We start from the raw sequence: 11,942 nt of genomic DNA on the forward strand, positions 1-11,942 counted from the left end.
AAGGGCGCGGATTGTAGCAGATTTTTTAGCCAGCTTGAGCAAAAAAGCGCCAGAAATTTCCCGGCTTTTTTAAGGCGCCGTTTTTCGCTCAGGGGCCGGGGTAGGCGTAGCTGGCCTGCAGGCCCAGTGGAATGCCCAGCGACCAGTAGAGCAGGAGGTAGATCGTCCACAGTAGCAGGAAGGTCAGGGCGTAGGGCAGCATCAGGGCGGTGACGGTGCCGATGCCGGTGTTTTTCAGGTAGCGCTGGCAGTAGACCACCACCAGCGGGAAGTAGGGCATCAGCGGTGTGATGATATTGGTGGTCGAGTCACCCACCCGGTAGGCCGCCTGGGTGAGGTCCGGGGAGATACCCAGTTGCATCAGCATGGGCACGAGTATTGGCGCCAGCAGCGCCCACTTGGCCGAGGCCGAGCCGACAAACAGGTTGAGCAGCCCGGTGAGCAGGATGATACCGATCACCGTCATGGCGCTGGGCAGTCCGGCCGCCTGCAGCATGGCGGCGCCTTTCAGCGCCAGCAGGATGCCGAGGTTGGACTGGGTGAAGGCGTAGATGAACTGGGCGATGAAAAACATGATCACCAGGTAGTAGGCCATGGTCTCCATGGACTTGCTCATGCCAGTGATGACGTCCTTGCTGCTCCTGACGCTGCCGGTGCAAACGCCGTAGACCACACCGGGTACCAGGAAGAAGATGAAAATCAGCGGCACGATGGAGGCCATCAGCGGCGCGCCGCGTTCGGTCAGGGAGCCGCCCGCGCCGCGCCAGGCGGAGGATTCAGGCCAGGCGGAGATCGCCAGCAGCAGGGCGGTCGCCAGCATGGCGCCAAGGGCGATGCGCAGGCCGCGCCGCTCCCCGGGGTCGAGGTCGTGTAGCTGCGGCAGGTCCTCGGCGTCGCTGTCCACCGGTTCACCGGCCAGGCGCGGCTCCACGATGCGGTCGGTGATGAACCAGCCGGCGAGGATGATCAGCACTGCCGAGGAGGCGGTGAAGTAGAAATTGTTCAGGGGGTTCAGGCTGACGCCCGGGTCGATGACCTGGGCGCCGGACTGGGTGATGCCCTGCAGCATCGGGTCGATGGCCGAGGGAATAAAGCCCGCCGAAAAACCGCCGGACACCCCGGCAAAGGCCGCCGCGATACCCGCCAGCGGATGCCGCCCGGCGGCGTAGAACATGATGCCGCCCAGCGGGATCACCAGCACGTACCCGGCGTCCGCCGCGGCGTGGCTGGCAATACCCACGGCGACCAGCAGTGGCGTGAGCAGCCAGCGGGCCGTCGCCGCGAGCATCGCGCGCAGGGCGGCGTTGATAAAACCGGTGTGTTCCGCGACGCCGATGCCCAGCATGGCCACCAGGACCACGCCGATCGGGTGGAAGTGGGCGAAGGTGCCGACCATGTCCGAGGTGAACTGGACCAATGCAGTGCCGGAGAGCTGGTTGATGATCACCAGCGGTTCGCCGTTGCGCGGGTCGATGACGCCCCAGTCGCCGTAGGAGAGCAGCCAGGAAAGCAGCCAGACGGCGACCAGCAGGCCGACAAACAGCAGGGCGGGGTCAGGCAGGCGGTTGCCGACGCGTTCCACGGTCGCGAGCGCTCTCTGCGCCAGTGTCACTGGCGCCGCTGATTCCCCGGTTGCCATTGTTCCCCCTATGATCCCGGCGCCAGTACGTCCAGCAGCGGTTGCAGTTCCGCGCGCAGCGGCCTCCAGCGCGAAATCGATTCGCTATGAATCGGCTGGCGCGCCTGCCACATGCTCGCTGTCAGCATTTCCCCCTGTCCCTGGGTGGAAGTCAAGCGGTCCAGGGGCAACTGCAGCCCCAGTTGCCTGCCGAGTCTGGCGCAGATGTTTTCCGTGTCGGTAACCAGCGCCTCGTATTCGAGTTCGATCAGGTGCTCGCCAAACAGCGTGCGCCAGTGTTGCAGCAGGTTCCGGTAGGCGTGGTAGTGGGCGCCGAGGGATTTGAGATCGTTGGCCCAGGGCCGCGCCGTGGCAAAATCCTGCTCGTAGATCGACAGGCAGGTGTCGATGGGGTGGCGGGAGAGGTGGATGATCCTGGCATTCGGCAGCATCGCGCGAATGGCACCCAGCCACATGTAGTTTTCCGGCATCTTGTCGGTAAAGTGGGGGGCGTCACCCACCAGCCGCCGGGCCCGGCGCAGGTATTCTTCCCCGGCCTGTTTCCACATGTCCGGGGGAATCCGCGGTACCGACCCGATGTCGTTCTGGTTGTCCCCGTAGTGCGCGCACAGCTCCTGTACCACCTGGTTGACCGCCTGCAGCTCACCGCCGGGGACGACGTCGGGGTGGCTGCATACGACCCTTTCCAGCAGTGTGGTGCCCGACCGCGGCATCCCGACGATGAAAATAGGCGCGTCGGAGGCGGCGCCGTGGCCATCCGCCGCATGGACAAGGTTGCAGCTGAAGGTCTGCCTGATTTCCTCGTAGAGGCGGGACACCTGTTCCGGTTGTTGCGGGAACTGGCGTTTGCGCAGCAGCTTGGCCTGTCGCAGGTAGTTGAAAGCGACCGCCGGGTGGCCGCAGTCGGATTCCGCCTTGAACAGCGCCATGTAGGCGTGCACCTGGTCCTCGGCATTGCTGAAGTCGTGGACCAGCTTGCCGCGCCCGTTGCCGAGGGCGCGGATCAGGGCGGTATCCGGGCTGTCCTCCCGCAGTTTTCCGGTACGCGACAGCAGCAGGTACAGCAGTGCGCCGTCGGGATGGCTTTCCAGTAGTTGCCGGATCAGGAGCCGGGCGGTTTCGAATTTCCCGATCCGGATCAGGGCGTCCGCATGGGTGATGCCGATATGCAGGTCGTCGGGGAGTTCCCGGCGCAGCGCCTCGAAGATGGCCAGCGCCTGGTCGATGTCGTCCCTCGCAATGGCGATTGCCGCCAGTGCGAGGCGCGAGTTTACCAGCCGGGCGTCCCGCTGCAGGGCGAAATGGGCGTGTTTCTCTGCACTGGAGTAATCGCCGGACTGCCGGTAGAGGTGAGCGAGCCGGTCGTGCGCCACGATGTGATCGGGCACCAGCGCCAGCAGTTTGCGGAAGATGATAATCGCGTCGTCAGGGCGGCGCAGGGCTATCGCGAGATGTCCATACTCGAGATTGGCTTCGATATTGCGGGGTTGCTGCTTCAGCAGTGCCAGGCATTCGCTGGCGGCTTCGGCGTGCTTCCCCTGGCTCGCCTTGCGGCGTATCACCTCAAGAGTGTTCCTAGAGCTCAATCAAGTGCTCCTGAAATGCGGGTGCGTTCAGGATGATTCTATCCCGTTGTAGCTGCAGTTCTACACTAATTCGGTGATTTGCACATTCTGTCCTGGGTGCGCTGTGCCCGGAAGGGGTCCAGGGTTGCGGGGAACAGGGGGGGCGACAAGCCCCGGCGCCTCGCGGCGCCGGCCGGGCAGGTGGCGTGAGGAAGTCTGTCAGGGACCGCCCGCTGCGCTAGCGCCGGAGTGCGGATTGGCGTTCCCAGGCGCGGTAGACGTCGTTCTGCTTGTAGGCATCCTCGGAGATCTCCTCGATACCCGATGCCGCCGCGTTGAACTGGCCGAAGGACTGCGTGGTCGTTTCCGCCGGCAGTTCGCCCGGAGTCGATGGTTGCAACTGCTGTTCACTGCTCATGACGAACGCTCCAGATGATAAACGTTTGCGGGAATTTTCAATTGCCTGGGCCCAGTATGCCCAGTGACATGGGGCAGCAGCCAGAATTGGGAAGTGAGGGAGGTCACAGTTTTACGGGAATCGCGGAATTTGCTGGTGAAAGTGTGAACCAATAGGACATTCCGGGCAGGACCGCCACTGGCCGGGGGTGTCCATGGGCTGGTCGATGCCCCGCACCCCGGCGACTCGCTGCAGCGGCGGGCAGTGCGGGATCAGGGAAGGGGCAGCGGGCTGTCAGCGGTCCTGTTGCCGGCCGAACAGCAGGATATCCGCGGTGCCGCGGTTGGCCAGGTAGATATCCGCGACCCCGTCGCGATTGAAATCGGCGAAGGCGATGTCGAAGCCGCGCCCGCTGGCACTGGCCGGCAGGATGGCCGCGCTGCGCTCCGCAAACCGCGCCCGCCCGTCGTTGAGGTAAACCCGGAACCGGGTCTGGCCGGCGAAACCGGGGCCGTTGGCGTTGCCGGTGAGGATGTCGAGATCGCCGTCGTGATCGATATCGAACAGGGTGCCGGTGAAGGAGCGGTCACTGTCCGGCGGCAGGTTGGCCGTGGCGTCGCTGAATTGACCCTTGCCGTCGTTGAGCAGCAGGCGGTTCTGGCGCAAGGCGCCCGCTACGAAGGCTTCCACGTTGGCGAAGAAGATGTCCAGGTCGCCATCGCCGTCGACATCGCCCAGCGCCACCTCGCGGGATTCCTCGGGTTCTGCCCGCAGCGGCAGGGTTGCGGGGGGCGCGTCGCGGAACCTGCCGCCGCCGTCGTTGAGCAGAATGCGGTTGGCGTCCTCGTTGGCGAATACCAGGTCGCTGTAGCCGTCGCCGTTCAGGTCGCCAGCAGCCACGCCCTGTGTGGTATCGGCGCGGGCGGGCAGCCTGGAGGCCGTCTCGTCCCTGAACATGCCACTGCCGTCATTGATGAGCAGGGTGTTCTGGCCGTTGTTGCCGATGACCATGTCGGCATCTCCGTCGCCATCCAGGTCGAGCACCAGCACGGCGTTGGATACGCCCGCCACCGGCAGGCGTTCCCCGGCGGCGTGAAAGTTGCCCCGGCCGTCATTGAGATACAACTCGTTGGTGCGGTCATCCTCGGAGACGATGACGACATCCAGGTCGCCGTCGCCGTCAAGGTCCGCCACGCCGATGTCCTCGCTGTCGTGTGCCGATCGCGGTATCCGCCCGCTCTGGTTGCTGAAATGTCCGCTGCCGTCGTTGACCAGGTAGATGTTGGGCCGGAATTCACTGGCGACCAGCAGGTCGGGATCGCCATCCCCGTCAAAGTCCGCCGCTGCGACGTCCATGCTGAGTTGCTGCAGGTCGCGCCAGGGCAGGTGTGTACGTGAAACATCCTCGTAGAGGGGCGCGACGCCGAACAGGCTGAGCCAGAAGGCGGCTGTCAGAATTTCCATCGTTTAAGCCGGAGTCTCACTGGGGGCGGGTTGCGGCAAACGCAGGATACAGGTGCCGGATACACGCGAGTATATGGCATACAGCACTGCGCAGGAGATGCTCAAGCACTCATACCTGAACCGCTGGCGGTGGTCCCCCGGGTTCTGGCCTACACTTTGTGTCAGGCGCATCGAGTATCCCCGGAGCGCTGGCCTGTTGCAAAGAAGGAATAACAACCATGACCCTTATCGAAGTGATACGCAAACACGGCAAGTCGGCCAGGTTGACCGGCATACTGCTCATCGTCGTGGGAATACTCGCGCTGCTGGCACCGCTGGCGGCCGGCTTGTCCATTACCCTGTTGATTGGCGGCCTGTTGCTGTTCGCAGGGCTTGTCCAGCTCTCCCTGGTATTCAGGACAGGTTCCTTCGGGCAGGGTCTTGTACTGGTGATCCTCGGCCTGCTGAGCCTGTTTGCCGGATTGTTTTCGATTATGCAGCCCGCCGAGGCGCTCGCCGCACTGACCCTGGTACTGGCGGCCTTCTTTGCAGCCTCCGGTGTGATCGAGGTCGCTACCGCATTCGCCGCCCGCCCGAGCCAGGGCTGGGGCTGGTTGCTGTTCAACGGTATCGTGTCACTGCTGCTCGGCTTCATCATATGGCAGCAGTTCCCGCTATCCGGTGTCTGGGCCGTCGGTGTCCTGGTGGGCGTGCGCCTGCTGACCACCGGGTGGTTGCTTGTCGCGATAGGCGGTGCCGCCGCGAATGTGGCCGATACACTGGATTCCGGCGGCGGTAATTGACAAGCGGGCACAGCTGCTGATCGCGCTGCGCAGTACCACGGCAGGCGAAATCCCGGCTCCGCTATCGGTATTTTCCCCGCTACGGCGCTTGTAGTGCGGAAGCGCTGCCAATCTGCGCGTGGCGGACTGTGGGGTATTGCCTGGGGGCTGTAGCCGGTTCCCCGTGAGTGAGTAATACACCAGGATGACTGGACAGAGAGCGTTGATGGGGGGCAGGGTGTCGGGGTGGCGAGCTGCGCTCGTGGAAAGGTTTCCTGCCTCTTTTTTGGATAATCGCGACTACCTGTTGTGGCACTCGCACCGGCCTGCTGCTGGCTGGCGGGATTCGATTGAAATAAATAGCCCGACCTGAAAAGGAGAGGAGCCATGTTGCGGAAGAACCCTTGTGCCGTAAGTGCGGCCTTCGCACCGTGTTTGCTGGCGTGGCCTTGCGCAGTCCCCAACGGTGTCATCATCAGTCCGCTGGCGCTGGCGCTGATGGACAAGGCTAATCCTGTACTCGCTCGCGCAAGCTACGGGGAGGATAACTTTCCCCGCTGGGGTGCCCGGAACCAATACGTGTAAAATTGTGTATAAATTGAGCAGGCAACCAGTTATACTGCTTCAGTACTTGCTCGATTTCTTATTTGTGTACCAAGTTTAGTGATCAGTCCCTGTGACATTCCTTCCTGGACAACATAAATAGTATTTCCTTTAAGTATCCCTTCATCAGCAAGGGTTCATTATTTTTTAGAGTTACAGGTATACAGGTATGTCCAGAGTCACTGGAAAAGTAAAGTGGTTTAACGAGACCAAAGGTTTCGGTTTCATCGAGCAGACCTCCGGTCCGGATGCGTTTGTTCATTTCAGCGCTATTCAGGGCTCCGGCTTCAAGACCCTCGCAGAGGGCCAGGAAGTCGAGTTCACCATCACCCAGGGCCAGAAAGGTCCCCAGGCTGAAAACGTCACTGTAATCTCCTGATTCGGTGCACCCGGCAGCGGCCCACGGGCTGCTGCCTTCCCCATTTCGAAGACGCGCGCAACGCGCGTTTTCTATTTAACCTGAGCGGGAAAAAGCATGGCAAAAATGCCTGAACGCAAGAGTTCTGCCAAAAAATCGGCAGCTGCTACCGAGACATCGCAGTCCATCGCGGAACAAACGCGGCAATTCCTGCAATCCGGGAAAAAGATCGAGGTGATTGCCTCGGGTATCGGTAGCCAAACCCCTAGCGGGTTAAAAAAGAAGTAGGTTTGGCCTGGGTGAGCCCCGGGCAGGGTGGTTAGGTCCATCCCGTTAAATCGGCGTTTTATACCTATTGGCCAATCGGGGTCCTTTTGGTATAGTTGCGCGCCTCAAATTTCGGTGTGTAGCGCAGCCTGGTAGCGCACTTCCTTCGGGAGGAAGGGGTCGGAGGTTCGAATCCTCTCACACCGACCATTTCACAAAGGGTGTATTCCGGAAACACCGGTCACACTCTGGCAGCATCCCCCCCATTGTTGCAGCGCAGGTCTCCATCCGGCCCCGCTTCACACCCCGCGCGGGTCTGAAATCCTGAGAAAATAGATGCATCGAGCAGGGTGTTGGACGTGCCATCCCCCGTAGCCGCAGTGCCTGCCGAGTGCACCGGCACCGGAGGTAGCGGCGTTCGCACGCTACGCCACCACCAGTTTTCCTGTCCGTCCCCTAGCCCAGTCTGGATGCCAGCCAGGCGTGTCCGGCCACCATGCGCTGGACTTCTTCCTGCCGCGGCGCCAGGTCCCAGTCGCCCTTGTCCACCGAACCGCCGAGCAGGATGCCGGTCTTGCGCGGGAACGAGTACAGCAGGCCGCGGTCCGGTGCGACGCCGGCGTAGCCGTAGTCGATATCGTTCTGCGGCAGCAGGAAGCTCAGCTGGCCGCGGGCGGGAATGATGCTTTCGTCGCCGAACACCTTGCCGGAACCCAGGCCCATGCAATTGACGATAGTCACCTGGGACAGGGCCTCGAGATCGGACTCCGTGTCGAAGGTGGCTTCCACCAGCCTGCCGCCGGCGTTCATGAAATCCCTGACCAGGGCGCGAAGGTAGATGTCGGGGTCGATCATCAGTGTGTAGTAGGCATCGTAATAGGCGAAGCCGAAGGGGCCGCCGGGCTGGTTGCGCAGCAGGCCGGGGTAGAGGTCGTCGCCCCCCGTGTAGGGGTAGGTGGTGTCCAGCGGCTTGTCGCTGAAGGAATGCTGGCGGATCCAGTAGACGCCGTAAGCGGGGTCATTGGCATAGCGAATAAAGCGGTTGAAGGCGATACGCGATGCCTGGTCGAGCATGGCGAGAGTGGCGTCGCTCACCTGGTCGCGCTCAAACAGCGTCACCGGGTGCCACATGGCGCCGGCGACATTCGACGTGGTGTAGGGCGGGAAGTCCTTCGCGTAAATTGCCACCTGTGCGCCGGAGCGCTGCAGCAGGATGGCGGTCGACAGGCCGATGACGCCGGAGCCGAGCACCGCGATGTTACTGCGACCAAAGCCTTTGGCCAGCGGCGCGGCCAACTCGGCGACGCCCCAGGAGAGCGAAACCCCACCACCGCCGTGGCCGTAGTTGTGGACCACATCCTTTGAACCCACTTTGACCGCTTCCAGGCGCGGCCCCGGTTTGCGGAAGGGGCGAAGGCCGACGATGGTGCGGGTAACCCGGTCCATGGACGACTGGATCGGCCGCATGGGTGCACCAATGGGTTGCACCAGGGCGTCGCCGGTTGCCCCGGGCAGGGGCGCCCTGGATAGCCTGCTGCCGCTTGAAGTGGCACAGCCCGCCAGGGAGGCGACTCCCAGTCCGGCTGCCGCTGTCAGAAAATGCCTGCGTTTCATTCCCGCGTATTCCTTGGTCTGGTTCAGGTTGGTAGGAGGTTTCAGTGGTATTGATAAGCTTTGTTGGAATGTCTGCGGCGCGGCCCTGCACGGGCGGTGTATCCCAATTGGGCGCCGGCGTCCGTCAGTTGCCAGGCTGCGCTATGCTTTGCTGCAAGAGCCAAAAGCAAGAATTGGGCCGTGAGGGAATCCCTGCCCCCGGCGTGGCCCCGGCCTCGCTGTCCACCGCATGAAGTAGTATTCTGCTCCGGGGCTATCGGGCCCTGAAACGCATTGGCGAGGAGGCCGTGTGCAGGAAACCAAACGAATCGCGCTGTTGATTGATTGCGACAATGTCAGCCACAAGGCCATCGAAGGTGTGCTCGAGGAACTCGCGAAGCACGGCACGGTTAACGTGCGCCACGCCCACGGTGACTGGAACAACCCCTCCTTGTCCGGCTGGGCCGAGAAACTCCACCCGCACGCGATCCGGCCCATGCAGCAGTTCGCCTATACCAAGAGCAAGAATGCCACCGATTCGGCCATGATCATCGATGCCATGGACCTCCTCTACAGCGGCAATGTGACCGCCTTCGCGCTGATGACCAGTGATTGTGACTTCACCCCGCTGGTGCTGCGTATCCTGGAAAGCGGTTTCCCCGTCTACGGCTTTGGTGAGAGAAAAACTCCGCAGCCCTTTGTCGACAGCTGTTCGCCGTTCATTTATATCGAAAACCTCATGTCAGGCGAGGGCGCGGATTCAGAAACGCCCGCCCCGGTGAAGAAGACCTCCAAGGCGAAGCTGCGGCAGGACAGCGCGCTGGTGAAACTGTTGCGCACCGCTGTCGACCAGACCGCCGGCGACGACGGCTGGGCCAATATGGGCCAGGTGGGCAGTTATATCGCCAACAACAACAGTTCCTTTTCTTCGATCAACTACGGTTACCGGAAGATCAGCGACCTGATCAAGGCGACGGAGCTGTTCAAGAGCGAGTTGCGCAACGGTACCGCGATGTACATCAGGGATCCGAAGAGCTGAGCGCCGGGAAGCCCGGCCGGTTCGGGCTGGAGCCCGGGCAATGCCGCGGGTTCTTGTAACGGTGTGGGGTTTTAGGGCTTGCTGCCGCGCGGGCCGCCCGGTCTGCTAGTCGGGCTGATCCGCATCCCGCAGGCGCTCCTGCCTGGCCTCTTCTTCGGCCAGCGCCGCCTTGATCTCGAGCAGGACCGCATCGACATCCGCCGTGTGGCTGTCGAGTTCGAACTGGCCGCTCAGGGGCTGGTCCGGGTGCAGGTTGCCCTCTTCGTAGAGGGCCCAGATCTCCTGGGCATAGTGGCTGTCGAGCAGCTCCGGGGCGAACTGGCCGTAGTACTCGGTCATGTTGTTGACGTCGCGCTCCAGCATGGCCCGGGCATTGTTGTTGGATGCGGCGTAGACCGCCTGGGGTAGGTCGATGATCACCGGTCCATCCTCGTTGACCAGCACGTTGAACTCGGACAGGTCGCCGTGGATGAGTCCCGCGCAGAGCATGCGCAGGATATAGCGCATGACCAGCGCGTGGTCCTCCCGGGCCTGCTCCGCTGGCATCGTCACATCGTTCAGCCGCGGGGCCACGTCGCCGCTGTCATCGACGATCAGCTCCATCAGCAGGACGCCGTCAAAGCATCCGTAGGGTTGCGGCACCCTGACCCCGGCCCCGGCGAGGCGATAGAGCGCGTCTACTTCGGCGTTCTGCCAGGTCTCCTCCTGTTGCCTGCGGCCAAAGCGGGAGCCCTTTTCCATGGCCCTGGCGCGCCGCGAATTGCGCACCTTGCGGCCCTCGGTGTACTGGGCCGCTTTCTTGAAACTGCGCTTGAAGGCCTCCTTGTAGATCTTCGCGCAGCGCTGCCGGGAGCCGCAGCGCACCACGAAGACATCGGCCTCCTTGCCGCTCATCAGCGGCCGCAGCACTTCATCGATAATGCCGTCGTCGATCAGGGGTTGCAGGCGTTTGGGTGTTTTCATGTCCGTAAGGGCTTCCTTGCCTGGCGTTCTCAGTTCGGCCGGGGGTGATCCAGCAGCCAGTCGACAAAGTTGTCGATGGCGGCGGGAACCCAGGGAAGGGGGATGTGCGGCCCGTCGACGATGGTCCACAGTTCGACATCGATTCCCGGCTGGCAATCGGTATAGCCAATGATCGAGGTTTCCTCCCCGGGCAGACTGTTGACGACATCGGCGGTGCCGAGTTGGGCGGGGTTGCTGTCATCGCAGCCCCCCAGCCCGGCGAAGCGCATGGCGGTTTCCTGGGCCCCGGGGAAGGCCTCGCCGAGAATTTCATCGCCGGCATAGGCGATGGTCTCGTCGAGGGTGCCGTGCAGGAGCAGCACGCTGACGGGCAGGCTGGCGGGCGCGCAGCTGGCGGCATCGGCAAAGGTCGACCCCGCCAGGCTGATGACCGCGGTGACGTAGTCGGCGGCCTCGCAAACCATGCGCAGGGCCAGGAAGCCGCCATTGGAGTGCCCGAACAGGGTGATCCGGCCGGTGTCGATGCTATAGGTGGCGGCAGCTTCCTCGATGAGGCCGCGAAGGTAGGCCACGTCGTCGATCTGCGTGTAATCCTCTCCCGAATTGTCCTCGGCGGCGGCCACCTTCGCGCAACACGCCGGCGTGGCGTTCCAGAAGCGGGTTCCGGCCAGGTTGGGGGTGCCGTCGGGCTTGACCAGCACGACCTGCTTGTCGTCCACGCGCGAATCGAGGCCAAGATAGAGGGATTCGATGCTGCCCGTTACCCCGTAACCGTGCAGTACGATCACCAGCGGGTAGCGTGTATTGAGGTCGTAGTTCGAGGGTATCTCCACCTGGGCGGGCCGTTCGCCGCCGATTTCCAGCGGTGGATTGGAGGCGCAACTGGCGGTATCCGCGCAACTGACGAGGCCCGGCTCAGGTACCGGTTCCGGGTTGTTGTCGCCGTTGTTGTTGTCGTTGTTGCTGCCACAGGCGCCCAGGCTGAGTACGAGCACAGCCACCTGGCTGTAAAGCGCGTAACCAGACTTCCTGTGCGGCGTATGTACGGCCATGATTATTGTGTGTTCCTGGTCCCGTTTGACGGGCCGCCTCGTGGGAGTAAGCAGGGTGCTGTAGCAGACCCCGCCGGCCTCGGGGCGCTTGCGGCGGAGCGCCCACTCACGCTAATCATACTGTCGGCGATGGCCGGGAAGAAAGTAGTACGGCGGGCACTATTGCCGCTTCAGCGGAGCGCTGATGCCCGTGCAGTTTGCGGTGCCCGGTATCCGTGAGGCTCGAATTTCCCGGCGCGAC

Annotated in this window: 11 protein-coding genes and 1 tRNA gene; 5 read left to right on the forward strand and 7 right to left on the reverse strand. The window is 62.9% G+C overall.

The features are described 5' to 3' along the window. Positions 1 to 88: 88 nt before the first annotated feature. The 4 genes from ACNKU3_RS18025 to ACNKU3_RS18040 all read right to left on the reverse strand — a co-directional run bounded on the left by ACNKU3_RS18025 (position 89) and on the right by ACNKU3_RS18040 (position 5,065). The gene (locus ACNKU3_RS18025) at positions 89 to 1,639 is read right to left on the reverse strand and encodes an AbgT family transporter (protein WP_418260950.1); all 1,551 of its coding nucleotides are present in this window, start codon (positions 1,637 to 1,639) and stop codon (positions 89 to 91) included. A gap of 8 nt (positions 1,640 to 1,647) precedes the next feature. After that, positions 1,648 to 3,225: a tetratricopeptide repeat-containing sulfotransferase family protein gene (locus tag ACNKU3_RS18030; RefSeq protein ID WP_418260951.1), complete on the reverse strand. Its 1,578-nt coding sequence runs from the start codon at positions 3,223 to 3,225 to the stop codon at positions 1,648 to 1,650. Between the two features lie 217 nt (positions 3,226 to 3,442). Beyond that, positions 3,443 to 3,622 carry a hypothetical protein gene (locus ACNKU3_RS18035; RefSeq protein WP_418260952.1) on the reverse strand — a complete coding sequence of 60 codons (180 nt, stop codon included), beginning with the start codon at positions 3,620 to 3,622 and terminating at the stop codon, positions 3,443 to 3,445. Between the two features lie 273 nt (positions 3,623 to 3,895). After that, positions 3,896 to 5,065: an FG-GAP repeat domain-containing protein gene (locus ACNKU3_RS18040; RefSeq protein WP_418260953.1), complete on the reverse strand. Its 1,170-nt coding sequence runs from the start codon at positions 5,063 to 5,065 to the stop codon at positions 3,896 to 3,898. Positions 5,066 to 5,283: 218 nt separating this feature from the next. On the opposite strand from ACNKU3_RS18040, the gene ACNKU3_RS18045 reads away from it, so the two are divergent. The 4 genes from ACNKU3_RS18045 (at position 5,284) to ACNKU3_RS18060 (ending at position 7,264) form a co-directional block, all read left to right on the forward strand. Next, positions 5,284 to 5,847, forward strand: coding sequence for an HdeD family acid-resistance protein (locus ACNKU3_RS18045; protein WP_418260954.1), 564 nt, complete (start codon positions 5,284 to 5,286; stop codon positions 5,845 to 5,847). A 751-nt stretch (positions 5,848 to 6,598) separates the two neighbouring features. After that, positions 6,599 to 6,808 carry a cold-shock protein gene (locus ACNKU3_RS18050; protein WP_418260955.1) on the forward strand — a complete coding sequence of 70 codons (210 nt, stop codon included), beginning with the start codon at positions 6,599 to 6,601 and terminating at the stop codon, positions 6,806 to 6,808. 96 nt (positions 6,809 to 6,904) lie between these two features. Beyond that, on the forward strand, positions 6,905 to 7,075 hold the full coding sequence (locus ACNKU3_RS18055) for a hypothetical protein (RefSeq protein ID WP_418260956.1): 171 nt from the start codon (positions 6,905 to 6,907) through the stop codon (positions 7,073 to 7,075). Positions 7,076 to 7,187: 112 nt separating this feature from the next. After that, positions 7,188 to 7,264 (forward strand) — tRNA-Pro (locus tag ACNKU3_RS18060). Between the two features lie 246 nt (positions 7,265 to 7,510). Here the strand turns inward: ACNKU3_RS18060 and ACNKU3_RS18065 are convergent. Continuing rightward, positions 7,511 to 8,668: an FAD-dependent oxidoreductase gene (locus tag ACNKU3_RS18065; RefSeq protein ID WP_418260957.1), complete on the reverse strand. Its 1,158-nt coding sequence runs from the start codon at positions 8,666 to 8,668 to the stop codon at positions 7,511 to 7,513. A 289-nt stretch (positions 8,669 to 8,957) separates the two neighbouring features. On the opposite strand from ACNKU3_RS18065, the gene ACNKU3_RS18070 reads away from it, so the two are divergent. Next, a complete protein-coding gene (locus ACNKU3_RS18070) occupies positions 8,958 to 9,686 on the forward strand; it encodes an NYN domain-containing protein (RefSeq protein ID WP_418260958.1) in 729 nt (242 codons plus the stop codon). 105 nt (positions 9,687 to 9,791) lie between these two features. Here ACNKU3_RS18070 and ACNKU3_RS18075 read toward each other — a convergent pair whose 3' ends face one another. Then, positions 9,792 to 10,649, reverse strand: a complete 858-nt coding sequence (locus ACNKU3_RS18075) for a PA4780 family RIO1-like protein kinase (RefSeq protein WP_418260959.1) — start codon at positions 10,647 to 10,649, stop codon at positions 9,792 to 9,794. A gap of 29 nt (positions 10,650 to 10,678) precedes the next feature. Then, positions 10,679 to 11,701 (reverse strand): alpha/beta hydrolase family esterase, encoded by a 1,023-nt coding sequence (locus tag ACNKU3_RS18080; protein ID WP_418260960.1) that lies wholly within the window; start codon positions 11,699 to 11,701, stop codon positions 10,679 to 10,681. Positions 11,702 to 11,942: the final 241 nt, after the last annotated feature.

Source organism: Haliea sp. E17 (assembly GCF_048323675.1).
Lineage (GTDB): Bacteria > Pseudomonadota > Gammaproteobacteria > Pseudomonadales > Halieaceae > Mangrovimicrobium.

Coding starts and splice junctions, on each gene's coding strand:
- ACNKU3_RS18055 (WP_418260956.1), top strand. CDS start 6,905: ATGGCAAAAATGCCTGAACGCAAGAGTTCTGCCAAAAAATCGGCAGCT.
- ACNKU3_RS18080 (WP_418260960.1), bottom strand. CDS start 11,701: ATGGCCGTACATACGCCGCACAGGAAGTCTGGTTACGCGCTTTACAGC.
- ACNKU3_RS18065 (WP_418260957.1), bottom strand. CDS start 8,668: ATGAAACGCAGGCATTTTCTGACAGCGGCAGCCGGACTGGGAGTCGCC.
- ACNKU3_RS18025 (WP_418260950.1), bottom strand. CDS start 1,639: ATGGCAACCGGGGAATCAGCGGCGCCAGTGACACTGGCGCAGAGAGCG.
- ACNKU3_RS18040 (WP_418260953.1), bottom strand. CDS start 5,065: ATGGAAATTCTGACAGCCGCCTTCTGGCTCAGCCTGTTCGGCGTCGCG.
- ACNKU3_RS18045 (WP_418260954.1), top strand. CDS start 5,284: ATGACCCTTATCGAAGTGATACGCAAACACGGCAAGTCGGCCAGGTTG.
- ACNKU3_RS18075 (WP_418260959.1), bottom strand. CDS start 10,649: ATGAAAACACCCAAACGCCTGCAACCCCTGATCGACGACGGCATTATC.
- ACNKU3_RS18035 (WP_418260952.1), bottom strand. CDS start 3,622: ATGAGCAGTGAACAGCAGTTGCAACCATCGACTCCGGGCGAACTGCCG.
- ACNKU3_RS18050 (WP_418260955.1), top strand. CDS start 6,599: ATGTCCAGAGTCACTGGAAAAGTAAAGTGGTTTAACGAGACCAAAGGT.